The following is a 22,942-nucleotide window of genomic DNA, read 5'->3' on the forward strand; positions in this document are numbered from 1 at the left end:
GGTTTGCCCTGTGATTGGGGCCTTGCCTGGCTGTGCTAGCGCGGGGCAAGCCCGCTCCCTCGGTTCAACCTGTGTGCACGTGCCCGAACAGGCCTTGTGCCACTTTTACCCGTTCTTCGGCGGTCTCGGTGCGGCCTTCTTTGGCCAACGCCTCGATGTGCGCCTCGATGGCATGGGTGCGTTGGGTCAGGCCGCAGTCGTTGGCGATCTGGATGTTCAGGCCAGGGCGGGCGTTGAGCTCGAGGATCAGCGGGCCCTTGTCCTGGTCCAGCACCATGTCCACGCCGATGTAGCCCAGGCCGCACAGCTCGTAGCAGCTGGCGGCAAGCTTCATGAAACCGTCCCAGTTCGGCAACTGCACGCCGTCCACCGCGTTGGTGGTGTCCGGGTGCTTGCTGATGATCTTGTTCAGCCAGGTGCCGCGCAGCGTCATCCCCGTGGTCAGGTCGACGCCCACGCCGATGGCGCCCTGGTGCAGGTTGGCCTTGCCGCCGGACTGGCGGGTGGGCAGGCGCAGCATGGCCATCACCGGGTAGCCCATCAGCACGATGATGCGGATGTCCGGCACGCCCTCGTAGCTGATGCTCTTGAAGATCTGGTCCGGGGTGACCCGGTACTCGATCAGCGCGCGGTCACGGTGCCCGCCCAGCGAGTACAGCCCGGTGAGGATGCTGGAAATCTGATGCTCGATCTCTTCGTGGCTGATGATCTTGCCGGAGACCGTGCGGTAGCGTTCCTCGAAGCGGTCGGCGATTACCAGGATGCCGTCGCCGCCGGCACCCTGTGCCGGCTTGATGACGAAGTCGGTGCGCTCGCCGATGATCTCGTGGAGCTTCTCGATCTGCTTCTCGGTCTCGATGATGCCGTACATCTCCGGCACATGGATGCCGGCCGCCAGGGCGCGCTCCTTGGTGATGATCTTGTCGTCGACGATCGGGTACAGGCTGCGCTTGTTGTACTTGAGTACGTAGTCCGCGTTACGCCGGTTGATACCCATGATGCCCCGGGCCTCCAGGGCTTTCCACGTCTTGATCAGGCCGAACATCAGGCGTCAGCCTTCTTCAGGAAAGCCTTGAAGCGCACGAGCTCGGTCAGGCGGTAGCCGCGGTAGCGACCCATCGCCAGCATGAAGCCCACCAGGACCAGCAGTACCGCCGGGAAGGTGAAGACGAAGTAGGTCAGCTCCGGCACGGTCATCAGCAAGTGCGCCAGGGACGCGGCGAACAGGGTGCCGATGGCTACTTTCATGGCATGGCCGCCGCCGCGCTCTTCCCAGGTGATCGACAGGCGCTCGATGGTCATGGTCAGGATCACCATCGGGAACAGCGCTACCGACAGGCCGCGCTCCAGGCCCAGCTTGTGGCTGAACAGGCTGATGGCGGCGATCAGCACCACGACGAAGGTCAGCACCACCGACAGGCGCGGCAGCATCTGCAGCTTCAGGTGTTCAAGATAGGAGCGTAGCGACAGGCCCAGCGCGGTGATCACCGTGAACAGCATGATGCCGAAGCCCAGCTGTGTCTCGCGGAAGGCCAGGGCGATCAACACCGGGGTGAAGGTACCCAGGGTCTGGATGCCGATCAGGTTGCGCAGCACCAGGATCACCAGCACACCGATCGGGATCATCACCATGATCATGAAGGTCTGCTGGGTCTGCAGCGGCAGGCCGTACAGCGAGTACTCGAGGAAGTCGGCGTCGGTGTTCTCGTCGGTCAGCTTGGCCAGGCGGATGGCGTTCATCTCGCTGTTGTTCATGCTGAAGGTGACGTTGGCCTTCTTGCCGCCATCGACGGTGATCAGGTTGTCGTCACCGGTCCACCACAGCAGGCGGTCGCTGGGCAGGCCCTGTTCGCCGGTGTCCGGGTTGAAGTACAGCCAGTCGTTGCCGTTGAAGCTGCGCAGCCACAGTTCAGGGGTTTGCGGGGTATCGGCCACCAGGCGGATGGTGTGCACTTTCTCCAGCGGCACATGGGCGATGGACAGCAGCAGGTCGATGATCTGCGCCTTCTTCATCGTCGAGGTGTCGCCGGCCAGCAGCAGCTTGACGTTGTCGTCGTTGAGATTGTTGACACGTTTGATGGTCTCGCCGACGAAGGTCTCGACGTCGGCCGAGTGCTGGCGGATCGGCGCCATCAGCGCTTCGGCGGCCAGCTTCTCGGGGCCTTCGATGGCCAGGCTGTCACGGAAAGTCGGGCCCTTGATCTTGGTTTTTTCGCTGCTGTAGCGCTTGGTCAGTACCAGGCGGTAGTACAGCGTCTGGTTGCCGCTGGCGCGGCGCGCCGACCAGGTCACCTTGCGGTTGCCATCGACCCGATTGACGCTCACCCCGTAGTTGTTGGAGATGAAGCTCTCGTTGAGGCTGACATAGTCACGGTTGAGCGGGGGCACGAACATCTGCACCTTGACCGGGTCCTTGGTGCTGGCGACGAACTCGACCTTGGCGTCGATGTTCCACAGGTCGTCGGTCTCGTCCTCGGTCACCGGGATGCCGAGGAAGAAGATCTGGTAGGCCGTGACCGCAACGCCCAACAACACCAGGACGGTGATCAGGACTTTCAGGTGGAGGGTAAGAGAGCGCATCGGAATTACTCTGCTTTGGTAACTTCGGTGGCACAGGCAGGTTTGCCGGCCGCGTATTTAAGGCTTGGGTCGACCAGCGCATCCAGGTGCTTGAGGGCCTCGGAACCGATCAGCAGCGGGAACTGGAAGGCGCTGCGGTCGGTGAGGTTGACCTCGATGGTGCGTCGGGTCTGGCCCATGCAGATATCGAGCTCGATGACCGGGCGGGCCGTGTAGGCCTTGCCGGACTCGGCGTCATAGTCCCCGGCGCGGCGCTTGATCTTGCTGACGCGGGCCAGGGGGCGTTCGATGGGGTGCTTGTGGGCGGCGTCGATCGCCAGGTAGAAGCGCACCCAGCTCTCGCCGTCGCGCTTGAAACGCTTGATGTCGCGGGCACTGAGCGAGGCGGTCTTGGCGCCGGTGTCGAGTTTGGCCGCCACTTCCAGGTCGAGGTCGCCCAGGCGCGCGTATTCGTTCAGGCCATAGACGGTTTTCTGTGCCGCAGGCGCAAGGGCCGGCAGCAGAGTCAGGCAGAGCAGCAGTAAAGCGGGTATGAGTCTCATAATCCTGGCGCGGTGCTGTGCGGGGTTCAGGGCAAGGCGACTGGCCAAGCGTCCCTATTGGCCTGCCATCAGCATGAAATGATGACAGGCAGCGTATCCATGCTCCCGAAGGAGCGCGGCATTCTATCACGCCGATGTGTTGACGCCAGCGCACCCGCGATCAGACCGCAGGGCGATGCGGTAAGTTCGTTATTAGACAATTGTCGACAATGTTCTTTTTGTCTTTGACTCTTCTAGTCTGTTTAGCTAGTTTTGCCGTCATTGAATGTGAAGGTGTCGACAATCATGCTGGACACAGCCCAAGCCACCCCAATCCTGCAGGACGAGACCGAGACCCTCTCGGAAAACGTCTTCCGGCGCATCCAGGCGGCCATCGTCAAAGGCGAAATCGCCCCAGGCAGCAAGATCTCCGAGCCGGAACTGGCACGTACCTATGGCATCAGCCGCGGCCCGCTGCGCGAGGCGATTCACCGGCTGGAGGGCCAGCGCCTGCTGGTGCGGGTGCCGCACGTCGGTGCGCGGGTGGTGTCGCTCGGCCATGCCGAGCTGATCGAGCTCTACGAAATCCGCGAGTCGCTCGAAGGCATGGCCTGCCGGCTGGCCGCCGAGCGCATGAGCCAGGCCGCCATCGACGAACTGCGCGAAGTGCTCGACACCCATGAGCGCGACGCCGCGTTTCAGGCCGGGCAGGGCTACTACCAGCAGGAAGGCGATCACGACTTCCACTACCGGATCATCCAGGGCAGCGGCAACCAGACCCTCTACAAGATGCTCTGCGGCGAGCTCTATCAACTGGTGCGCATGTACCGCCTGCAGTTCTCGACCACGCCCAATCGGCCACGCCAGGCCTTTGCCGAGCACCACCGCATTCTCGACGCCATCGAAGCCCGCGACGGCGAACTTGCAGAACTCCTGATGCGTCGCCACATCGGCGCGTCCAAACGCAATATCGAGCGTCACTACCAAGGCGCCGACAACAATAGCCCACGAGGTGAGTCATGACAGTGAAGAGCACGCCCGGCCAGCGTTTCCGTGACGCGGTTGCCGCCGAACATCCGCTGCAGGTGGTCGGGGCCATCAACGCCAACCACGCCCTGCTGGCCAAGCGCGCCGGCTTCAAGGCCATCTACCTGTCCGGTGGCGGTGTCGCCGCCGGGTCCCTGGGCCTGCCGGACCTGGGCATCAGCAACCTGGATGATGTGCTCACCGACGTGCGCCGCATCACCGACGTGTGCGACCTGCCGCTGCTGGTGGATGTCGACACCGGTTTCGGTGCCTCGGCCTTCAACGTTGCCCGCACCGTCAAGTCGATGAGCAAGTTCGGCGCCGCCGCCATCCATATCGAAGACCAGGTCGGCGCCAAGCGCTGCGGCCACCGCCCGAACAAGGAGATCGTCTCCCAGCAGGAGATGGTCGACCGCATCAAGGCCGCGGTGGATGCGCGCACCGATGACAGCTTCGTGATCATGGCGCGTACCGACGCCCTGGCGGTGGAAGGCCTGAACGCCGCCCTGGACCGTGCCGCCGCCTGCATCGAGGCCGGCGCCGACATGATCTTCCCGGAAGCCATCACTGAACTGTCGATGTACAAGACCTTCGCCGACCGAGTGAAAGCCCCGATCCTGGCCAACATCACCGAATTCGGCGCGACGCCGTTGTACACCACCGAAGAGCTGGCCTCGGTGGACGTGTCGCTGGTGCTGTACCCGCTGTCGGCCTTCCGTGCCATGAACAAGGCTGCCGAGAACGTCTACACCGCCCTGCGCCGCGACGGCACGCAGAAGAACGTGGTCGACACCATGCAGACCCGCATGGAGCTCTACGATGCCATCGGCTACCACGCCTTCGAGCAGAGCCTCGATGCGTTGTTCGCCCAGAAAAAAGGATAAGTGAATGCCTGCACCGGCCTCTTCGCGGGTAAACCCGCTCCCACAGGTACAGCACCACCTCTGAAGCCTGTGCCTTTCCTGTGGGAGCGGGTTTACCCGCGAAGAGGCCGGCACAGGCAAACCGATTAGCCAGAAAGACCTCGATAACAAATTCAAGAAAGGAGAAACACCATGGCCGAAGCAAAAGTACTCAGTGGCGCAGGCCTGCGTGGCCAGGTGGCCGGGCAGACCGCCCTGTCGACCGTCGGCCAGGCCGGCGCCGGCCTGACCTACCGCGGCTATGACGTGCGCGACCTGGCCGCCGGCGCCGAGTTCGAGGAAGTCGCCTACCTGCTGCTATACGGCGAACTGCCGAGCAAAGCCGAGCTGGCCGACTACAAGCGCAAGCTCAAGGGCCTGCGCGACCTGCCACAGGCGCTCAAGGAAGTGCTCGAACGCATCCCGCGCGACGCCCACCCGATGGACGTGATGCGCACCGGCTGCTCGCTGCTCGGTACCCTGGAGCCGGAGCTGACCTTCGACGCCCAGCACGACAAGACCGACCGCCTGCTGGCGCTGTTCCCGGCCGTGATGTGCTACTGGTATCGCTTCACCCATCACGGTGTGCGCATTGATTGCAGCAGCGACGAAGACACCATTGGCGGCCACTTCCTGCACCTGCTGCACGGCAAGAAGCCAAGCGCGCTGCACGTCAAGGTGATGAACGTCTCGCTGATCCTGTACGCCGAGCACGAGTTCAACGCCTCGACCTTCACCGCCCGGGTCTGTGCCTCGACACTGTCGGACCTGTATTCCTGCATCACTGCCGCCATCGGCTCGCTGCGTGGCCCGCTGCACGGCGGTGCCAACGAAGCGGCAATGGAGCTGATCGAGCGCTTCCAGAGCCCGCAGGAAGCTACCGCCGAGCTGCTGCGCATGCTCGAGCGCAAGGACAAGATCATGGGCTTCGGCCACGCCATCTACAAAGAGTCCGACCCGCGCAACGAGGTGATCAAGGGCTGGTCGAAGCAGTTGGCTGACGAAGTGGGTGACAAGGTGCTGTACCCGGTCTCCGAAGCGATCGACAAGACCATGTGGGAGCAGAAGCGCCTGTTCCCCAACGCCGACTTCTACCATGCCTCGGCGTACCACTTCATGGGTATCCCGACCAAGCTGTTCACCCCGATCTTCGTCTGCTCGCGCCTGACCGGCTGGGCCGCGCACGTGTTCGAGCAGCGTGCCAATAACCGCATCATCCGCCCGAGCGCCGAATACACCGGCGTCGAGCAGCGCCAGTTCGTGCCGATCGAACAGCGTTGATCAGATAGAGACAGGCAACCCGCTCCCACGAAAAACCGATGGCTGCCCAGGTAAACCGTGACCGAGCCAGATAACGATATGAACAGCGCATTCCGCAAGTCCCTGCCAGGCACCGCCCTGGACTACTACGACGCCCGCGCCGCGGTCGAGGCCATCAAGCCCGGCGCCTACGACGGCCTGCCGTATACCTCCCGCGTGCTGGCCGAGAACCTCGTGCGCCGCTGCGATCCGGCCACCCTCGATGCATCGCTCGAACAGCTGATCGAACGCAAGCGCGACCTCGACTTCCCCTGGTTCCCGGCCCGCGTGGTGTGCCACGACATCCTCGGCCAGACCGCGCTGGTGGACCTGGCCGGCCTGCGCGACGCCATTGCCGACAAGGGCGGCGACCCTGCTGCAGTCAACCCGGTGGTGCCGGTACAGCTGATCGTCGACCACTCGCTGGCGGTGGAGTGCGGCGGCTTCGATCCGCAGGCGTTCGAGAAGAACCGCGCCATCGAAGACCGTCGCAACGAAGACCGCTTCCACTTCATCAACTGGACCAAGAAGGCGTTCAAGAACGTCGACGTGATCCAGCCGGGCAACGGCATCATGCACCAGATCAACCTGGAGAAGATGTCGCCGGTGATCCACAGCGAGCGCGGTGTGGCCTACCCGGACACCTGCGTCGGCACCGACAGCCACACCCCGCACGTCGACGCCCTGGGCGTGATCGCCATCGGCGTCGGTGGCCTGGAGGCCGAGAACGTGATGCTCGGCCGCGCCTCGTGGATGCGCCTGCCAGAGATCGTCGGCGTCGAGCTGACCGGTCGCCTGGCGCCGAACATCACCGCCACCGACCTGGTGCTGGCGCTGACCGAGTTCCTGCGCAAGCAGAAGGTGGTGGGTGCCTACCTCGAGTTCCATGGTGTGGGTGCCAGCGCGCTGACCCTGGGCGACCGTGCCACCATTTCCAACATGGCCCCGGAATACGGCGCCACCGCGGCGATGTTCGCCATCGACCAGCAGACCATCGACTACCTCAAGCTCACCGGCCGCGATGAGCAGCAGGTGCAGTTGGTCGAAACCTACGCCAAGGCCGCCGGCCTGTGGGCCGACAGCCTGGCCAAGGCCGAGTACGAGCGCACCCTGAGCTTCGACCTGTCGAGCGTGGTGCGCAACATGGCCGGCCCGTCCAACCCGCACGCCCGGGTAGCCACCAGCGACCTGGCGGCCAAGGGCATTGCCGGGCAGTGGCAGGAGGTGCCGGGGCAGATGCCGGACGGCGCGGTGATCATCGCCGCCATCACCAGCTGCACCAATACCAGCAACCCGCGCAACGTGATCGCTGCGGGCCTGCTGGCGCGCAACGCCAACAAGCTCGGCCTGGCCCGCAAGCCGTGGGTCAAGTCGTCGCTGGCGCCGGGCTCCAAGACCGTGCAGCTGTACCTCAAGGAGGCCGGGCTCGAGCAAGAGCTGGAGCAGTTGGGCTTCGGTATCGTCGCCTTCGCCTGCACCACCTGCAACGGCATGTCCGGTGCGCTGGACCCGGTGATCCAGCAGCAGATCATCGACCGTGACCTGTACGCCACCGCCGTGCTGTCGGGCAACCGCAACTTCGACGGGCGTATCCACCCGTACGCCAAGCAGGCTTTCCTCGCTTCGCCGCCGCTGGTGGTGGCCTACGCCATCGCCGGCACCATCCGCTTCGATATCGAGAAGGATGTGCTGGGTGTGGTGGACGGCAAGGAGATCCGCCTGAAGGATATCTGGCCGAGCGACGAGGAAATCGACGCGGTAGTGCGTGCTTCGGTCAAGCCGGAGCAGTTCCGCCAGGTGTACATCCCGATGTTCACCATCGAGGAGGACAAGGGGCCGAAGGTCGCGCCGCTGTACGACTGGCGCCCGATGAGCACCTACATTCGCCGCCCGCCTTACTGGGAAGGCGCCCTGGCCGGTGAGCGCACCTTGCGCGGCATGCGCCCGCTGGCGGTGCTGCCGGACAACATCACCACCGACCACCTGTCGCCGTCCAACGCCATCATGCTCGACAGCGCCGCGGGTGAGTACCTGGCGAAGATGGGCCTGCCGGAAGAGGACTTCAACTCCTACGCCACCCACCGTGGCGACCACCTGACCGCCCAGCGCGCCACCTTCGCCAACCCCAAGCTGTTCAACGAGATGGTGCGCAAGGACGACGGCAGCGTGAAGCAGGGTTCGCTGGCGCGCATCGAGCCGGAAGGCAAGGTGACCCGTATGTGGGAAGCCATCGAAACCTACATGCAGCGCAAGCAGCCGTTGATCATCGTCGCCGGTGCCGACTACGGCCAGGGTTCGTCCCGTGACTGGGCGGCCAAGGGCGTGCGTCTGGCGGGGGTCGAGGCGATCGTCGCCGAAGGCTTCGAGCGTATCCACCGCACCAACCTGGTGGGTATGGGTGTGCTGCCGCTGGAGTTCAAGCCAGGCACCGACCGCAAGACCCTGGGGCTCGATGGCAGTGAGGTCTATGACGTGCTCGGTGAGCGCAAGCCGCGCGCCACGTTGACCCTGGTGGTCACGCGGCGCAATGGTGAGCGTGTCGAGGTGCCGGTGACCTGCCGCCTGGACACCGCCGAAGAAGTGTCGATCTACGAGGCGGGCGGGGTGCTGCAGCGCTTTGCCCAGGACTTCCTGGAAGGCACGGCCTAACAGGAGCAGCATGGCCCCTGTGGGAGCGGGTTTACCCGCGAATGCGTCGGCAGGATCAACATCATTGCTTGATCAAGCGCCTTCGCGGGTAAACCCGCTCCCACAGGGTGTCCTGCAAGACAGGAATTGACCATGACACATGTACCGCAAATCAGAATCCCCGCCACCTACATCCGTGGCGGCACTAGCAAAGGCGTGTTCTTCCGCCTGCAAGACCTGCCCGAACAGGCGCAGATTCCAGGCCCCGCCCGCGATGCCCTGCTGCTGCGGGTGATCGGCAGCCCCGACCCCTACGGCAAGCAGATCGACGGCATGGGCGGCGCGACGTCCAGCACCAGCAAGACCGTAATCCTGTCGAAAAGCATCAAGCCCGACCATGATGTCGACTACCTGTTCGGCCAGGTGTCGATCGACAAGGCCTTCGTCGACTGGAGCGGCAACTGCGGCAACCTCTCGGCTGCGGTCGGTTCGTTCGCCATCAGCGCCGGCCTGGTCGACCCCGCGCGGGTGCCGCGCAACGGTGTCGCCACCGTGCGCATCTGGCAGGCCAACATCGGCAAGACCATCATCGCCCATGTGCCGATCACCGAGGGTGAGGTACAGGAAACCGGCGATTTCGAACTCGACGGCGTGACCTTCCCGGCCGCCGAGGTGCAGCTGGAGTTCCTCGACCCGGCCGCCGACGAGGACGGTGACGGCGGGGCGATGTTCCCCACCGGCAATCTGGTCGACGACCTTGAAGTGCCGGGTGTCGGCACCTTCAAGGCAACCCTGATCAACGCCGGCATCCCAACCATCTTCATCAACGCCGCCGACCTCGATTACACCGGTACCGAACTTCAGGACGCGATCAACGGTGACGTCGCTGCACTGGCGCGGTTCGAGACCATTCGCGCCCACGGCGCGTTGCGCATGGGGCTGATCGAACATATCGACCAGGCTGCCGGGCGTCAGCACACCCCCAAGGTCGCGTTCGTCGCGCCGCCAACCACCTACACTGCTTCCAGCGGCAAAGTGGTCAATGCGGGCGATGTCGATTTGCTGGTGCGCGCGCTGTCCATGGGCAAGTTGCACCACGCCATGATGGGCACCGCGGCGGTGGCCATTGGCACGGCAGCGGCGATCCCCGGGACCCTGGTCAACCTTGCCGCAGGCGGTGGCGAACGAAGTGCGGTGCGCTTCGGGCATCCGTCCGGGACCTTGCGCGTGGGGGCACAAGCCCGCCAGGTGGACGGGCAATGGACCGTGACCAAAGCAATCATGAGCCGCAGTGCTCGGGTGCTGATGGAGGGCTGGGTGCGCGTGCCTGGCGACAGCTTCTAACGCACCAATGGCGCTCGGCTTTCGTTGAGCGGGGCCGCGTTGCGGCCCATCGCCGGCAAGCCGGCTCCCACAGGAGAATGCGGTCTCTGTGGGAGCCGGCTTGCCGGCGATGGGCTGCAAAGCAGCCCCAGTTCCAAAGGAGCCGCAAATGAGTGCCAACGCTGATCTGAACACCCGCCCCGACTACGACCAAGTCCTGCAGACCCTCGCCGACTACGTGCTCGGTTACCGCGTCGAATCCCCCGAAGCCCTGGATACCGCCCGCCACTGCCTGATGGACACCCTCGGCTGCGGCCTGCTGGCGCTGCGTTTCCCCGAATGCACCAAGCTGCTCGGCCCGCTGGTCGAAGGCACGGTGGTGCCCAATGGCGCCCGCGTGCCCGGCACCGCCTACCGCCTCGACCCGGTCAAAGCCGCCTGGGACATTGGCTGCATTGTCCGCTGGCTGGACTACAACGACACCTGGCTGGCCGCCGAATGGGCCCATCCCTCGGACAACCTGGGCGGGATTCTCGCGGTCACCGATCATCTGTCGCAGAAGCGCGTGGCCGGCGGCGAAGCACCGCTGACCATGCGCGAGGTGCTCGAGGCCATGGTCATGGCCCACGAGATTCAGGGCGTGCTGGCGCTGGAGAACGCCTTCAATCGAGTCGGCCTGGATCATGTAGTGCTGGTCAAGGTCGCCTCGACGGCAGTGTGCGCCAAGCTGATGGGTGCCAACCGCGATCAGCTGCTGTCGGCCTTGTCCCATGCCTTCGTCGACGGCCAGGCCCTGCGCACCTACCGCCATGCGCCGAACGCCGGCTCGCGCAAGTCGTGGGCGGCGGGGGATGCCTCCAGTCGGGGCGTACGTCTGGCCGATATTGCCCTGCGCGGTGAAATGGGCATTCCCGGTGTGCTCAGTGCGGCGCAGTGGGGCTTTTATGATGTTTCGTTCAGCCACAGCAACAAGGACCTGGCACTCAAGCAAGAGGCCCAGCGCGAATTGCGCCTGCCCCAGCCCTTCGGCAGTTACGTCATGGAAAACATCCTGTTCAAGGTCAGCTTCCCCGCCGAGTTCCATGCCCAGACCGCCTGCGAGGCGGCGCTGATGCTGCATCGGCAGGTGCGCAACCGCCTGCACGAAGTCGACCGCATCGTCATCGCCACCAACGAGTCGGCGATCCGCATCATTTCCAAGGAAGGCCCGCTGGCCAACGCCGCCGACCGTGACCATTGCCTGCAATACATGACCGCTGTGCCGCTGATCTTCGGCGACCTGGTGGCCGAACACTATGAAGACAGCTTCCACGCCGCCCACCCGAGCATCGACCGCTTGCGCGAGAAGATGGAGGTGGTCGAGGAGCCGCGTTTCAGCCGCGAGTACCTGGAGGCGGACAAGCGCTCGATCGCCAATGCCGTGCAGGTGTTCTTCAAGGACGGCACCCACACCGAGCAGGTGGTGGTGGAGTACCCGATCGGCCATCGGCGCCGGCGGGAGGAGGGGCTGCCGTTGCTGGAGGCCAAGTTCAGGGCCAACCTGGCGACGCGGTTCGTGCGTCAGCGTTGTGAGGAGATTGTGGCGTTGTGCAAGGACCAGGTGAAGCTGGAGGCAATGCCGGTGCACAGGTTTGTCGATCTGTTCGTGATTTGATGTTGCTTGTCCTGGCCTCTTCGCGGGTAAACCCGCTCCCACAGGGTTGGCGCAGACCCTAAGCACTGCGCGATCCTGTGGGAGCGGGTTTACCCGCGAAGAGGCCAGAACAAGGTCAATAAAAAAGCCCCGGCATTTCTACCGGGGCTTTCTGTTACAGCCTGAAACTCAACTTACGCCTGAACCACCGGGATCTTGGCGTTGGCGGCCGCTTCGCGGAACTCGGCGATCTGGTCGAAGCTCAGGTAGCGGTAGACGTCGGCAGCCATGCTGTCGATGTCCTTGGCGTACTGCATGTACTCTTCGACGGTCGGCAGCTTGCCGATGATCGAAGCGACAGCAGCCAGCTCGGCCGATGCCAGGTACACGTTGGTAGCGTCGCCCAGACGGTTCGGGAAGTTACGGGTCGAAGTGGAGACCACGGTCGAACCGGTCTGCACACGTGCCTGGTTACCCATGCACAGCGAGCAGCCTGGCATTTCCATGCGCGCACCGGCCTTGCCGTAGATGCCGTAGTAGCCTTCTTCGGTCAGCTGGTGGGCGTCCATCTTGGTTGGCGGAGCCAGCCACAGACGGGTAGGGATACCGCCCTTGACCTTGTCCAGCAGCTTGCCGGCAGCGCGGAAGTGGCCGATGTTGGTCATGCACGAACCGATGAACACTTCGTCGATCTTCTCGCCCTGTACCGAAGACAGCAGGCGGGCATCGTCCGGGTCGTTCGGCGCGCAGAGCACAGGCTCTTTGACGTCGGCCAGGTCGATCTCGATGATCTCGGCGTACTCTGCGTCTTTGTCGGCCGACAGCAGCTCAGGCTTGGCCAGCCAGGCTTCCATGGCCTGGGCGCGACGCTCCAGGGTGCGGGCATCGCCGTAGCCTTCGCCGATCATCCAGCGCAGCAGGGTGATGTTGGACTGCAGGTACTCGGCAACGGCCTTCTCTGGCAGCTTGATGGTGCAGCCGGCAGCGGAACGCTCGGCCGAGGCGTCGGACAGTTCGAACGCTTGCTCGACGGTCAGTTCGTCCAGGCCTTCGATTTCCAGGATGCGGCCGGAGAAGGCGTTTTTCTTGCCCTTCTTCTCGACGGTCAGCAGGCCTTTCTGGATGGCGTAGTAAGGGATGGCATGGACCAGGTCACGCAGGGTGATGCCAGGCTGCAGCTTGCCCTTGAAGCGCACCAGGATCGACTCTGGCATGTCCAGCGGCATGACGCCGGTGGCGGCGGCGAAGGCTACCAGGCCGGAACCGGCCGGGAACGAGATGCCGATCGGGAAGCGGGTGTGCGAGTCGCCACCGGTGCCGACGGTGTCAGGCATCAGCATGCGGTTCAGCCAGCTGTGGATGATGCCGTCGCCCGGGCGCAGCGACACGCCGCCACGGGTGCGGATGAAGTCTGGCAGGGTGTGGTGGGTGGTGACGTCGATCGGCTTCGGATAGGCCGCGGTGTGGCAGAACGACTGCATGACCAGGTCGGCGGAGAAGCCCAGGCACGCCAGGTCTTTCAGCTCGTCGCGGGTCATCGGGCCAGTGGTGTCCTGGGAACCGACGGTGGTCATCTTCGGCTCGCAGTAGGCACCTGGGCGCACGCCCTGGCCTTCCGGCAGACCGCAGGCACGGCCGACCATCTTCTGCGCCAGGGTGAAGCCCTTGGTCGAAGCGGCAGGTTGCTCTGGCTTCTTGAACAGGTCGGAAGCACCCAGGCCCAGTTCGGCGCGGGCTTTCTCGGTCAGGCCACGGCCGACGATCAGCGGGATACGGCCGCCAGCGCGGACTTCATCGAGCAGCACTTCGGTTTTCAGCTCGAAGCTGGTGACCAGCTCGTCGCTGCCGTTGCGGCGCACTTCGCCCTTGAATGGGTAGACGTCGATGACGTCGCCCATGGCCAGGTTGGTGCAGTCGAATTCGATCGGCAGGGCGCCGGCGTCTTCCATGGTGTTGTAGAAGATCGGGGCGATCTTGGTGCCGAAGCAGAAGCCGCCAGCGCGCTTGTTCGGAACGTATGGGATGTCGTCGCCGAAGAACCACAGCACCGAGTTGGTGGCGGATTTACGCGAGGAACCGGTACCGACCACGTCACCGACGTAGGCAACTGGGTGACCTTTGGCCTTGACCGCTTCGATCTGGGCCAGCGGGCCGACCGAGCCAGGCTGCTTGGGCTCGATGCCGTCGCGGGCCATCTTCAGCATGGCCAGGGCGTGCAGCGGGATGTCAGGGCGCGACCAGGCGTCCGGGGCAGGGGACAGGTCGTCGGTGTTGGTTTCGCCAGGCACCTTGAACACGGTCAGGGTGTACTTGTCGGCGATGGCCGGACGCGAGGTGAACCACTCGCCGGCAGCCCAGGATTCCAGCACGGCCTTGGCGTGGGCATTGCCCGCCTTGGCTTTTTCGGCCACGTCGTGGAAGGCGTCGAACATCAGCAGGGTGTGCTTGAGCTGTTCGGCCGCGACGGCGCCCAGTTCGGCGTCATCCAGCAGCGCAACCAGCGTCTCGATGTTGTAACCGCCCTGCATGGTGCCCAGCAGCTCGGCAGCGCGCTTGCGGTCGAGCAGTGGCGACTTGGCTTCGCCCTTGGCGATGGCGGAGAGGAAAGCGGCCTTGACGTAGGCGGCTTCGTCCACCCCTGGCGGAACGCGGTTGGTGATCAGGTCTACGAGGAAGGCTTCTTCGCCGGCCGGCGGGTTTTTCAGCAGCTCGACCAGGCCTGCGGTTTGTTCGGCGTTCAGCGGCTGGGGCACGATACCCAGAGCGGCACGCTCTTCGATGTGTTTGCGGTAGGCTTCAAGCACAGTTATTACCCTCATCAGTGGTCCCTAAAGGGAGTCCGGGACGCTCATCCAGCATTCAATGCACCCATGCGCAGCGCCGACTTTTTGAGTCGCACCGCCAGGGTCGCAAAGAATCCTTACAGAAGCTGCTTTCAAAGTTTTACGCCTGTAGAACGGGAGGCTGATGAGGGCTGGCGCGGGCATGCGAGGGGTGCATGGCCCGGGCCAACGCCGTTCTACCGGATCAACTGTGCTCGTGACGCTTTGAAAACAGCTTCCAACGGACATTGTTGCCTTGAAAAGGCGGTGTGATTCTACGGCAAAAAAAGCCCGAAGGTAAGGCGGCAAAGATGACTTTAACCAGTGACCCTGGTTAGACAAAGGGCTAACATGAGCCGGTGTTCCGCCGTCAAGCTGTTGTTTTCCAATGACCAACCAGTCCATCAAGACCCCTTGCGTCGGCCTCTGCTCCACGGTGTATGGAGATCTGGTGTGCCGTGGCTGCAAGCGTTTTCACCACGAAGTAATCCACTGGAACGGCTACGGCGACGAGCAGAAGCGCGCCGTGTGGCTGCGCCTGGAGCAACTGCTGGTGCAGGTGATGATGGCCAAGCTGGAAGTGTTCGACAAAGGCCTGCTGCGCCAGCAACTGGAGCAGCGTTCGATCCGCTTTGTCGTGCAGCAGTCGGAATATTGCTGGGCTTACCAGCTGATCGCCCGGGGCGCGCGGATGATCCGCGACCTGGAAGCGTACGGGATGGCGTTGTTGCCGGAGTTCCGCGATTGGGACTTGCCGCAACTGCGTGATGCCATCGATCGGGAGTTCTTCTTGCTGTCCGAGGCGCATTACCAGCGCTACATCGCGCCGAGTTTTCTGCGTGATGCCCTGGATCGCGGTCAGGGCTAAAGCTCTCGGGTGATGCTGCTGGCCTCTTCGCGGGTAAACCCGCTCCCACAGATGCACCACAGCCTTTGAAATCTGTGTCGAACCTGTGGGAGCGGGTTTACCCGCGAAGGGGCTGGCGAAGATTGCGGATCAGTCGCCGGTGTACTCGCAGCCGCTGGTGCAGGTCTCGTGAATACGCACCTTCGACAACTCCGGCAGCAGCGGCTTGACCTGCTCCCAGATCCACTTGGCGAGCACTTCGCTGGTGGGGTTTTCCAGGCCGGGGATGTCGTTCAGGTAGTTGTGGTCCAGTTGCTCGTAGATCGGCTTGAAGATCGCCTTGATCTCGGAAAAATCGCGGATCCAGCCGGTGTGCGGATCGAGCGGGCCGGTCAGGTGCAGGCCGACCTTGAACGAGTGACCATGCAGACGGCCGCATTTGTGCCCGGCGGGAACGTTGGGCAGGCGGTGGGCCGATTCGAATGTGAACTCTTTGAAAATTTCCACGCTGTCAGGACTCTGTGTGTATCGATAATGCGCGCAGTCTACCAGCATGCCCGCTACAAGGCTTGCAGCTGATCCTGCAACCGCCCGGTGGCGATCAGCTCCAGCAGCTCATCCCCCAGCCGTTGGCTTTCGGCAATGGCCTTGTACCAGTAGCGCTTGCGCGTCGGCGCATCCCCCATGAAGCGCTTGAAGTCGTTGCGGTCCGGCAGCTTGCCGTAGGGCAGGGCGGCCAGGTACTGCGGCGACGGGGTCATCAGCAGCACGTTCTGCAGGCGCGTGGCGTCGCCCCTGCGCCAGGGCAGGGTCTTGTCGAACCAGCCGGGCACCACTTTGTCGGTGAAATGCGGGTAGAGCACCAGGTCGTCGCCCCGGTAGGGCAGGTCCAGGTGATAGTCGAGCAGGCCGCCGTCGCGGTAGGTGCCGGCGCCGGCACCGGGGATGTCGCGCACGCCCTCCATGACCATGGGGATCGAGCCCGAGGCGAGCAGCGCCTGGCGCAGGTTGGCCAGGTCCAGCGGCAAGCAGCGCGAAGGGAAGTCGGTGAGCGCGTCCAGCGGTGGCGCGGCGCGCTGGTCATGCAGGATCACCCGTTCGAAATGCCGGCCCAGGCGTGCGCGCCCCAGCAGGTTGCTGGCGATCACCGAAGACAACCCCAGGCCCAGGCGGCCACGGTGGTCGTGGGCGAGCTGGCCGTGGCTCTTCACCACCAGGATGTTCAGGCGGTAGTGCGGGTTGCCGAGAATCTGCCCGTCGCGGCCCTGCAGCAGGTCGTCGAGCATGCGCTGGCTGCTCTGGCTGATCTGCCTGGGCGTGACGCCTTTGGCGAAATCCTGCTCGGTGTACAGCTCGCCCAGGCGGCGGATGCCGGCCACCGGGTCGTCGAGGCAGGCGCTGGCGAAGCGCCAGGAACCGATCGAGGCGCCGATCAGCGCGCGCTGGCGTGGGGCGGTGGGTAGCCATTCACCGAACAGCGCCAGGTCCAGGCCCTGGATGCCCAAAGGCTTGGGCCCGCCGGCGGCGCCGGGCAGCACACCGACATCGGCCGCCTGCAGACCGCGCTCGCGGATCTGCCGCAGGGCGCGTTGGCCGGCCTTGAAGGTCAGGGCGGGGTACTTGATGTGGATGGCGGTCATGGTGGGCCCTTTGGGTGGCACAGGCCAGGCAGTATAAAGGCAGATGGCCCTGTCGCGGGGCAAGCCCGCTCCCACAGCAGCAGGGGGACAGGGTCGGTACAGGCGGCCTTGCCATCTGCGCTATCATGCGGCCAGCTGTTTTCAGGTTGGATTAAGGACCCCCGGTTAGTCTTGATTGCGTAGACAACTTGCTCATCCCCAAGGAGAGACCCCCATGAAAACCCTGACTGCCCTGTTCACCGCCGCCGCCCTTGCATTGGGTGCCAACGCCGCTTTCGCCAAGGACGTGCAGCCCGATGAAGTGGTAAAGCTGGTGAACGCCAAGACGATCAAGTCGCTGGACGAACTCAAGGCCGCCGCCGTGGCCAAGCACCCCGGCGCCACCGTCACCGACTCCGAACTCGAAGACGAATACGGCCGCTACATCTACAAGGTCGAACTGCGTGATGCGCAGAACGTCGAATGGGACGTCGACCTGGACGCCAAGACCGGTGAAGTGCTGAAGGACGCGCGGGACAATTGATGAGCGCATTAGCGCAGGTGGCGCGCTGCCTGGCCCTGGCCTTGCTCGGCATGTGCTCGCTGGCCGCCGCCCGCGACCTGGATCAGGACGAGGCCCTGGCGCTGCGCCAGCAGGGCATCATCCTGCCTTTCGAGCGCTTGCTCGAGACCGCCCTGGGGCGTTACCCCGGGGCGCGTCTGCTGGAGGCGGAGCTGGAAGAGAAGCACGGCCGCTACGAATACGAAGTCGAGTTGCTGACCCCCCAGGGCGTGGTGCGCGAGATCAAGCTCGATGCCCGCTCCGGCGAGCTGCTCAAAGACGAGGAAGATGACTGAATGCGCCTGTTGCTGGTCGAAGACAACGTGCCCCTGGCCGATGAACTGATTGCCGCCCTGCAGCGCCAGGGGTATGCGGTGGACTGGCTGGCCGATGGCCGCGACGCGGTGTACCAGGGCCAGAGCGAGCCCTACGACCTGATCATCCTTGACCTCGGCCTGCCGGGGTTGCCTGGGCTTGACGTGCTGGCGCAATGGCGCGGGGCCAACCTCGCCACCCCGGTGCTGATCCTCACGGCGCGCGGCTCCTGGGCCGAGCGAATCGAAGGCCTCAAGGCCGGCGCCGACGACTACCTGAGCAAACCCTTCCATCCCGAGGAGCTGCAACTGCGCATCCAGGCCCTGCTGCGCCGCGCCAAGGGCCTGGCCAACCAGCCGAAGCTGGAAGCCGCCGGCCTGCACCTGGATGAATCGCGCCAGTGCGTCAGCCGTGAAGGTGTCGATGTCCAGCTGACCGCCGCCGAGTTCCGCCTGCTGCGCTATTTCATGCTGCACCCGGGCCAGGTGCTGTCCAAGAGCCACCTGGCCGAGCACCTCTACGACGGCGAGACCGAGCGTGATTCCAACGTCCTTGAAGTGCACGTCAACCACTTGCGCCGCAAGCTCGGGCGCAGCGTGATCGAGACCCGCCGTGGCCAGGGTTATGTGTACGCCGGGAGTGGCGCGTGAAGTCGATCCAGGCGCGCTTGAGCCTGGGGCTGGTGGCGGTGCTGGTGGTGGTGGGCCTGGCGTTTGCGCAACTCACCCTGTGGCTGTTCGAGGCCGGCCTGCAGCGTTACCTGGAAACCGGCCTGCGCAAAGAAAGCGAGAACCTGCTGGTGGCGCTGGTGCGTGGGCCGTCCGGCCTGCAACTGGACGAGCGGCGCATCTCGGCGGCCTACCAGCGCCCCTTCTCGGGTTACTACTTCCGTATCGATTTCGACCAGGGCACCTGGCGCTCGCGCTCGCTCTGGGACCTGGACATGCCCAAGCCGGCCAGGCCCGGGCTGGACGACGGCCATGAGCTGGGCCCCGAGGGCCAGCAACTGCTGGCCTATCGCGGCGACTACCGGCGCCTGGGCCAGGACATCTCGATCAGTGTGGCCCAGGACTATTCGCCCGTGCGCGAGGGTTTTCGCCGCATGCAGCAGATCGGCCTGGGCATGGGCCTGGTGGCGTTGGTGCTGGTGCTGGTGCTGCAGCGCATCACCGTGACCCGCTCGCTGCGCCCGCTGGAGCGCGCCCGCCAGCAGATCGCCCAATTGCAGCAGGGCCAACGCTCGCAGCTGGATGCCCAGGTGCCCAGCGAATTGCAGCCCTTGGTGGATCAGATCAACCACCTGCTCAATCACACCGAAGACAGCCTGCGCCGCTCGCGCAATGCCCTGGGCAACCTGGGGCATGCGCTGAAGACGCCGCTGGCGGTGCTGCTCAGCCTGGCCGCCAGCGAGCGCCTGCAGGCATTGCCCGAGGTGCGCGCGCAGATGCGCGAGCAACTGCAGCAGATCCAGCAGCGCCTGGCCCGGGAGCTCAACCGTGCGCGCCTGGCCGGGGATGCGCTGCCCGGCGCGCAGTTCGACTGCGATGCCGAGCTGCCGGGGTTGCTGGCTACCTTGGCGATGATCCATGGCGAAGGGCTGTTGCTGGAACACGACGTACCGCCCGGGCTGTTGTTGCCTTGGGATCGCGAAGACCTGCTGGAGCTGCTCGGCAACTTGCTGGACAACGCCTGCAAATGGGCTGACAGCGAGGTGCGTGTGGGCATGGCGGCGACCACCGAGGGTTATCAGCTGTGGGTCGACGACGATGGCCCCGGCATTCCCGAAGCGCAGCGCCTGCAAGTGCTCGAGCGCGGCTCGCGGCTGGACGAGCAGGTCGACGGGCACGGCCTGGGGCTGGGTATCGTGCGCGATATCGTCGACGCCTGGGGCGGGCGCATCGTCTTGCTGGATAGCCCGCAGGGCGGGTTGCGGGTGAGTATCGAGTTGCCGCGTAAAAATCGTTGATCGCCATCGCGGGGTGTCCCGCGATAGGCGTGGGAGCGGGCTTGCCCCGCGATGAGGATCAGATCAACCCTGCAAAAAAATTGCAGTACAGCCGCAGTTTTTTGAATTGGCAGGCCTACCTGCCCTCCCGGCACAATCCCCCCACGAAACCATCCGGTTTCCATCTCTCCACGGACGGAGCCCCTTGCGTTATTGCCTATGCAATACCGGGCCCAGGTGCGTTTGCGCTGGGCTTTCTTTTCAAATCAAAAAAACACGACGCTATTACTTCGATGCCTGCCCCCCGCCCCGAAACCCGTCTGCAGCGCCTGCTCCCGGCGCCCCTGAACATCCCCCCCAAAGAATGGCTGCGCGCAGGCCTTGGCGCGCTGCTCGGCCTGTTCCTCGCCGGTTACCTGTGCAGCCTGGCCTACGGCCCATCGATTGCCTTGCACCTGCTCGGCCCATTGGCGGCCTCGGCGGTGCTGGTGTTCGCCGTGCATTCCGGGCCGCTGGCCCAGCCGTGGCCGGTGGTGGGCAGCTACGCGCTGGCCGGCGTCGTGGGCCTGGCCATGCGCCACGGTTTTGGCGACGGGCTGTGGGTGGCGGCAGCCGCGCTGGCGGTTGCCACCCTGGTGATGTGCCTGCTGCGCTGCCTGCACCCGCCGGGTGGCGGCGTGGCGGTCAGTGCGGTGCTGGCCGATCCGGGGCTGGTGGCGATGGGCGACCACCTGCTCGAGCCGGTGCTGCTCAATGCACTGATCCTGGTCGCTGTCGCGGTGCTCTACAACCGCCTCACCGGCGTGCGTTACCCCAAGGGCGCCGCGCCGCGCAAAGACCTGCACCACACCCATGACCCGCTGCCCGGCGCGCGGGTGGGCATCAACGCCGACGACCTGGACCAGGCCCTGGAAGACATCGGCGAGTTCGTCGACGTGACCCGCGACGAGCTGGAGCGGATCATCCTGGCCACCGAGCAGCATGCGTTGCAACGCAGCCTTGGCGGTATCACCGCAGGTTCGGTGATGTCCCGCGATGTGCAGTCGGCCACGCCGCGCACCAGCCTCGAACAGGCCTGGAAGATGCTCGCCAGCCATCACCTGAAAACCTTGCCGGTGCTGGACAACGGCCGCCTGGTGGGCATCGTCAGCCTCAGCGACCTGGTCGGCCCGGCCATGGCGCGCGGGCGTTTCAGTTGGCGTGGCATGTTCCGCCGCAACACGGTGCGCCTGGAGCAGGTAATGAGCCGGCGAGTGGTCAGTGTGAGCAGCCAGCACCCGCTGGAGCGCCTGTTGCCACTGCTCAGCGAGCAGGGCCTGCACTGCCTGCCGGTGCTCGACGGCGACAGCCTGGTGGGGGTGATCACCCAGACCGACCTGATCGCCGGCCTCAAGCGGCACCTGCTGACGGCGGCCGCCCAGGGCTCAGACCACCGGGTCCCAGCGCTGTGACCAGTCGCTTTCGCCGGCGGCCACCAGCCGGCGCAACACCGCGAAGGACTGCTGCAGGGCCTCGCTGTCGCGTTCGCGGGCATACACCAGGAAGGTCGGGTAGGTGAACTCCGGCGCTTCGGGCACCCGCTCGAACACGCCGCTTTGCAGGTAGGCCTGTACCACCCGGGTGCGGAAGTAGCCGCTGCCGCCCTGGTCGAGGATGAACTGCAGGGCCAGCGGCCCAAGGTTGAAGCTCAGCGCCGGGCGTGACAGCTCGGGCAGGGCGGCGTCGTGCTGGCGGCGGAAGGCCTCGCCCCAGTCGATGTAGATGTACGGCTCGGGCCGGTCCACCCGGCGTATGCGGATCAGCTTCTCCTCCATCAACTGCTCCACCTGCAGGCCCGGGCCGTAGGTCGGCTGGTACACCAGCGCGGCGTCCAGCAGGCCCATCTCCACCTTGCGCAACAGCGACTCACCGTCGCTGACTTCGCTGCGGATCGCGTGGCCTTGCAGTTCGCGGTGCAGCGCGCTGACCCAGTCGAGCATCATCGGGTTGCCCAGGCTCACCTCGCCGCCCACATGCAGTACCTGCTGGCAGCCCTGGGGCAGCGGCAGGTCGCGGCGCGCGGCTTCCCAGGTCTGCACCAGCTGGTTGGCGTAGCTGACGAAGGCCTCACCATCACTGGTCAGGCTGGCGCCGTTGCGGCTGCGCACGAACAACTGGCAGCCCAGTTGCCGTTCCAGCCGTTGCACCCGCGCGGTGATGGCCGTCTGCGACACGAACAGGCGCTCGGCGGCGGCGACCAGGCTGCCGCAACGCACGATTTCCAGGAAGGTTCGGGCCTGATCGATGTCCATGTTGCTGCTCTGTGGCGGAAAGGGCGCCTAGTCTAGAGGCTTTGCACCGAAATAGGGCGTTATAGGGCCCGGCGAGTAACATCAGCCTTCGGGAATCGCCACCCGCGTGCTGGCCTTCACCTCGCGCAGCGCCAGGCTCGACTGGATCGAGGCGATCCCCAGCTGCCGGCGCAGCACCTGTTCGATGAATTCACTGTAGCTGTCCAGGTCCTCGGCCAGCACTTGCAGCAGGTAATCGGCATCACCGGTGATCTTGTGGCAGGCGACCACCTCGGGCAGCGCGCGCACCACCGCCTCGAAGTCGTCCGGCGCCTTGTCGCCGTGGCTGGCGAAACGTACCTGGACGAAGGCAAGGATCTCCAGGCCCAGCAGGCGGCGGTCGAGGTTGGCCTGGTAGTCGCGGATCACGCCTTCTTCTTCCAGGCGTCGGCGCCTGCGCCAGCAGGGCGTGACGCTGAGCGACAGGCGCTCGCTCAGCTCGGCGTTGGACAGGCTGGCGTCGGCCTGCAGCAGGGCGAGCAGGGCGCGGTCGGTATCGTCGAGGGCGACGTGCTTGGATAATTTTTTCGCCATGGGTGCCAGTCCTGAAATAACAGACTCGAAAAGCTAACATTACGAGTCGATAAAGC

At 64.9% G+C, this 22,942-nt stretch carries 20 protein-coding genes; 12 read left to right on the forward strand and 8 right to left on the reverse strand.

Going from position 1 to position 22,942, the window contains the following annotated elements:
- Nucleotides 1–64 precede the first annotated feature (64 nt).
- Genes ACQ4N9_RS16865 through ACQ4N9_RS16875 form a run of 3 tightly spaced genes read right to left on the reverse strand, consistent with a single transcriptional unit; the run spans nt 65 to nt 3,122 of the window.
- Complete coding sequence (locus ACQ4N9_RS16865; protein WP_125858136.1) at nt 65–1,045, reverse strand: alpha-L-glutamate ligase-like protein; 981 nt, start codon at nt 1,043–1,045, stop codon at nt 65–67.
- Nucleotides 1,045–2,580, reverse strand: a complete 1,536-nt coding sequence (locus tag ACQ4N9_RS16870; RefSeq protein ID WP_390967525.1) for an inactive transglutaminase family protein — start codon at nt 2,578–2,580, stop codon at nt 1,045–1,047. Before ACQ4N9_RS16870 ends, ACQ4N9_RS16865 begins: the two co-directional genes overlap by 1 nt.
- Nucleotides 2,581–2,585: 5 nt before the next feature.
- Nucleotides 2,586–3,122, reverse strand: coding sequence for an ATP-dependent zinc protease family protein (locus ACQ4N9_RS16875; protein ID WP_390967526.1), 537 nt, complete (start codon nt 3,120–3,122; stop codon nt 2,586–2,588).
- Nucleotides 3,123–3,407: 285 nt separating this feature from the next.
- Here ACQ4N9_RS16875 and ACQ4N9_RS16880 point away from each other — a divergent pair, with 285 nt between their 5' ends.
- The 6 genes from ACQ4N9_RS16880 to prpD all read left to right on the forward strand — a co-directional run bounded on the left by ACQ4N9_RS16880 (nt 3,408) and on the right by prpD (nt 11,933).
- Nucleotides 3,408–4,124: a GntR family transcriptional regulator gene (locus ACQ4N9_RS16880; RefSeq protein WP_125463491.1), complete on the forward strand. Its 717-nt coding sequence runs from the start codon at nt 3,408–3,410 to the stop codon at nt 4,122–4,124.
- Nucleotides 4,121–5,011 carry a methylisocitrate lyase gene (prpB, locus tag ACQ4N9_RS16885; protein ID WP_390967527.1) on the forward strand — a complete coding sequence of 297 codons (891 nt, stop codon included), beginning with the start codon at nt 4,121–4,123 and terminating at the stop codon, nt 5,009–5,011. Before ACQ4N9_RS16880 ends, prpB begins: the two co-directional genes overlap by 4 nt.
- 171 nt (nt 5,012–5,182) lie before the next feature.
- Complete coding sequence (prpC, locus tag ACQ4N9_RS16890; protein WP_390967528.1) at nt 5,183–6,310, forward strand: bifunctional 2-methylcitrate synthase/citrate synthase; 1,128 nt, start codon at nt 5,183–5,185, stop codon at nt 6,308–6,310.
- Nucleotides 6,311–6,388: 78 nt separating this feature from the next.
- Nucleotides 6,389–8,977, forward strand: a complete 2,589-nt coding sequence (gene acnD, locus ACQ4N9_RS16895; RefSeq protein WP_390967529.1) for a Fe/S-dependent 2-methylisocitrate dehydratase AcnD — start codon at nt 6,389–6,391, stop codon at nt 8,975–8,977.
- Nucleotides 8,978–9,109: 132 nt separating this feature from the next.
- A complete protein-coding gene (gene prpF / locus ACQ4N9_RS16900) occupies nt 9,110–10,300 on the forward strand; it encodes a 2-methylaconitate cis-trans isomerase PrpF (protein ID WP_390967531.1) in 1,191 nt (396 codons plus the stop codon).
- Nucleotides 10,301–10,448: 148 nt separating this feature from the next.
- A complete protein-coding gene (prpD, locus tag ACQ4N9_RS16905; RefSeq protein WP_390967532.1) occupies nt 10,449–11,933 on the forward strand; it encodes a 2-methylcitrate dehydratase in 1,485 nt (494 codons plus the stop codon).
- Nucleotides 11,934–12,106: 173 nt separating this feature from the next.
- On the opposite strand, the gene acnB is transcribed toward prpD, so the two are convergent.
- Nucleotides 12,107–14,716 carry a bifunctional aconitate hydratase 2/2-methylisocitrate dehydratase gene (gene acnB / locus ACQ4N9_RS16910; protein ID WP_390967621.1) on the reverse strand — a complete coding sequence of 870 codons (2,610 nt, stop codon included), beginning with the start codon at nt 14,714–14,716 and terminating at the stop codon, nt 12,107–12,109.
- Nucleotides 14,717–15,122: 406 nt separating this feature from the next.
- Here acnB and ACQ4N9_RS16915 point away from each other — a divergent pair, with 406 nt between their 5' ends.
- Complete coding sequence (locus tag ACQ4N9_RS16915) at nt 15,123–15,602, forward strand: DUF1289 domain-containing protein (protein ID WP_390967533.1); 480 nt, start codon at nt 15,123–15,125, stop codon at nt 15,600–15,602.
- A 129-nt stretch (nt 15,603–15,731) separates the two neighbouring features.
- Here ACQ4N9_RS16915 and queD read toward each other — a convergent pair whose 3' ends face one another.
- Both queD and ACQ4N9_RS16925 read right to left on the reverse strand, forming a co-directional pair.
- Nucleotides 15,732–16,088, reverse strand: a complete 357-nt coding sequence (gene queD, locus ACQ4N9_RS16920) for a 6-carboxytetrahydropterin synthase QueD (RefSeq protein ID WP_125463497.1) — start codon at nt 16,086–16,088, stop codon at nt 15,732–15,734.
- Nucleotides 16,089–16,141: 53 nt separating this feature from the next.
- Entirely contained in the window at nt 16,142–17,221 is a 1,080-nt protein-coding gene (locus tag ACQ4N9_RS16925) for a patatin-like phospholipase family protein (RefSeq protein WP_125858142.1), read from the reverse strand.
- A gap of 214 nt (nt 17,222–17,435) precedes the next feature.
- Between ACQ4N9_RS16925 and ACQ4N9_RS16930 the strand changes: the two genes are divergently transcribed.
- The 5 genes from ACQ4N9_RS16930 (at nt 17,436) to ACQ4N9_RS16950 (ending at nt 21,473) form a co-directional block, all read left to right on the forward strand.
- On the forward strand, nt 17,436–17,744 hold the full coding sequence (locus ACQ4N9_RS16930; protein WP_110994219.1) for a PepSY domain-containing protein: 309 nt from the start codon (nt 17,436–17,438) through the stop codon (nt 17,742–17,744).
- Nucleotides 17,744–18,058, forward strand: coding sequence for a PepSY domain-containing protein (locus ACQ4N9_RS16935; RefSeq protein WP_390967534.1), 315 nt, complete (start codon nt 17,744–17,746; stop codon nt 18,056–18,058). The genes ACQ4N9_RS16930 and ACQ4N9_RS16935 overlap by 1 nt, the downstream gene beginning before the upstream one ends.
- Nucleotides 18,059–18,727 (forward strand): response regulator transcription factor, encoded by a 669-nt coding sequence (locus tag ACQ4N9_RS16940; protein ID WP_125463500.1) that lies wholly within the window; start codon nt 18,059–18,061, stop codon nt 18,725–18,727. It abuts the gene before it with no gap.
- Nucleotides 18,724–20,043, forward strand: coding sequence for a sensor histidine kinase (locus tag ACQ4N9_RS16945; RefSeq protein WP_390967535.1), 1,320 nt, complete (start codon nt 18,724–18,726; stop codon nt 20,041–20,043). Before ACQ4N9_RS16940 ends, ACQ4N9_RS16945 begins: the two co-directional genes overlap by 4 nt.
- Before the next feature lie 272 nt (nt 20,044–20,315).
- Nucleotides 20,316–21,473 (forward strand): HPP family protein, encoded by a 1,158-nt coding sequence (locus ACQ4N9_RS16950; RefSeq protein WP_390967536.1) that lies wholly within the window; start codon nt 20,316–20,318, stop codon nt 21,471–21,473.
- Here ACQ4N9_RS16950 and ACQ4N9_RS16955 read toward each other — a convergent pair.
- Both ACQ4N9_RS16955 and ACQ4N9_RS16960 read right to left on the reverse strand, forming a co-directional pair.
- Nucleotides 21,447–22,313, reverse strand: coding sequence for a LysR family transcriptional regulator (locus ACQ4N9_RS16955; protein ID WP_390967537.1), 867 nt, complete (start codon nt 22,311–22,313; stop codon nt 21,447–21,449). The genes ACQ4N9_RS16950 and ACQ4N9_RS16955 overlap by 27 nt on opposite strands.
- Before the next feature lie 81 nt (nt 22,314–22,394).
- Nucleotides 22,395–22,886, reverse strand: a complete 492-nt coding sequence (locus ACQ4N9_RS16960; RefSeq protein ID WP_125858146.1) for an Lrp/AsnC family transcriptional regulator — start codon at nt 22,884–22,886, stop codon at nt 22,395–22,397.
- Nucleotides 22,887–22,942: the final 56 nt, after the last annotated feature.

This window comes from Pseudomonas sp. ES1, assembly GCF_050586605.1.
In the GTDB taxonomy this organism is placed as follows: domain Bacteria; phylum Pseudomonadota; class Gammaproteobacteria; order Pseudomonadales; family Pseudomonadaceae; genus Aquipseudomonas; species Aquipseudomonas sichuanensis.

Excerpts from the sequence above, each read along its gene's own strand:
- ACQ4N9_RS16865 (WP_125858136.1), bottom strand. The coding sequence starts at position 1,045 with ATGTTCGGCCTGATCAAGACGTGGAAAGCCCTGGAGGCCCGGGGCATC.
- ACQ4N9_RS16870 (WP_390967525.1), bottom strand. The coding sequence starts at position 2,580 with ATGCGCTCTCTTACCCTCCACCTGAAAGTCCTGATCACCGTCCTGGTG.
- ACQ4N9_RS16875 (WP_390967526.1), bottom strand. The coding sequence starts at position 3,122 with ATGAGACTCATACCCGCTTTACTGCTGCTCTGCCTGACTCTGCTGCCG.
- ACQ4N9_RS16880 (WP_125463491.1), top strand. The coding sequence starts at position 3,408 with ATGCTGGACACAGCCCAAGCCACCCCAATCCTGCAGGACGAGACCGAG.
- prpB (WP_390967527.1), top strand. The coding sequence starts at position 4,121 with ATGACAGTGAAGAGCACGCCCGGCCAGCGTTTCCGTGACGCGGTTGCC.
- prpC (WP_390967528.1), top strand. The coding sequence starts at position 5,183 with ATGGCCGAAGCAAAAGTACTCAGTGGCGCAGGCCTGCGTGGCCAGGTG.
- acnD (WP_390967529.1), top strand. The coding sequence starts at position 6,389 with ATGAACAGCGCATTCCGCAAGTCCCTGCCAGGCACCGCCCTGGACTAC.
- prpF (WP_390967531.1), top strand. The coding sequence starts at position 9,110 with ATGACACATGTACCGCAAATCAGAATCCCCGCCACCTACATCCGTGGC.
- prpD (WP_390967532.1), top strand. The coding sequence starts at position 10,449 with ATGAGTGCCAACGCTGATCTGAACACCCGCCCCGACTACGACCAAGTC.
- ACQ4N9_RS16915 (WP_390967533.1), top strand. The coding sequence starts at position 15,123 with ATGACCAACCAGTCCATCAAGACCCCTTGCGTCGGCCTCTGCTCCACG.
- ACQ4N9_RS16925 (WP_125858142.1), bottom strand. The coding sequence starts at position 17,221 with ATGACCGCCATCCACATCAAGTACCCCGCCCTGACCTTCAAGGCCGGC.
- ACQ4N9_RS16930 (WP_110994219.1), top strand. The coding sequence starts at position 17,436 with ATGAAAACCCTGACTGCCCTGTTCACCGCCGCCGCCCTTGCATTGGGT.
- ACQ4N9_RS16935 (WP_390967534.1), top strand. The coding sequence starts at position 17,744 with ATGAGCGCATTAGCGCAGGTGGCGCGCTGCCTGGCCCTGGCCTTGCTC.
- ACQ4N9_RS16940 (WP_125463500.1), top strand. The coding sequence starts at position 18,059 with ATGCGCCTGTTGCTGGTCGAAGACAACGTGCCCCTGGCCGATGAACTG.
- ACQ4N9_RS16950 (WP_390967536.1), top strand. The coding sequence starts at position 20,316 with ATGCCTGCCCCCCGCCCCGAAACCCGTCTGCAGCGCCTGCTCCCGGCG.
- ACQ4N9_RS16955 (WP_390967537.1), bottom strand. The coding sequence starts at position 22,313 with ATGGACATCGATCAGGCCCGAACCTTCCTGGAAATCGTGCGTTGCGGC.
- ACQ4N9_RS16960 (WP_125858146.1), bottom strand. The coding sequence starts at position 22,886 with ATGGCGAAAAAATTATCCAAGCACGTCGCCCTCGACGATACCGACCGC.